Origin of the sequence: Mycobacterium sp. 852002-50816_SCH5313054-b (genome assembly GCF_001667185.1) — a bacterium.
In the GTDB taxonomy this organism is placed as follows: Bacteria; Actinomycetota; Actinomycetes; order Mycobacteriales; family Mycobacteriaceae; genus Mycobacterium.
Genome location: NZ_LZIC01000145.1, coordinates 1 through 630 on the forward strand (window position 1 = coordinate 1; position 630 = coordinate 630).

General features: G+C 71.0%; 1 protein-coding gene. It reads right to left on the reverse strand.

Translation table 11 applies throughout. From position 1 onward, the window contains the following. The coding region (locus tag A5787_RS25935) for a PPE domain-containing protein (RefSeq protein ID WP_156764141.1) at positions 1-630 on the reverse strand (630 nt) is incomplete at both ends.

Below are 630 nucleotides of genomic sequence, written 5' to 3' on the forward strand. Positions count from 1 at the left end.
GAGGAACCGCGGCCTGCGGGGGTCTGGCGAACATGCCCGAGGGGGCCTGCGGAGCCTTCGTCACCGTCTGGGCAGGGTTTTGGGTGGCCGCCATCGGGGCAACCTTCGGCGTCGCGGCCGCCTGCGATACGGCTGCGGCCGGGGTTATCACCACTTGAACGGCTTGCTCGCCGGCCTGCATCGTGGCGCCGACCGCGGACATGGCCGCGTTTTCGGCCAACCCCGCCGCGGCAATGGCCGCTGACGCCCCGGCCACCGCTGGCGGGAACGGAACCATGATCGCCGCCGTACTCGCGCGCAATGCCGCCCCGTAGGCCGCGCCCGCGGCGGCATTGCGCGGCCACATGTGCCCGTAATACTCGGCGTTCAAAGCCGCGATCCGCGGGGTCAAGACGCCCAACACGGTCAGGTTGATCTGCCGATCGGCGGCCTCTTCCATCCGATTGGCCACCGCCTGCTCAGCGGTCACCATCGAAGCCAACGCCGTCTGGTGGGCAGCGGCCGCCGCCGCGACATGGGGCACCTTCGCCAACAGCGCCGCGGCCAGCAATTCATGCTGCGTGTCGACCCCGGTCTGCGTGACCGCCGAGGCGGCGGCACCCATGCCCTGCCAACCGGTGCCGTAGGTTG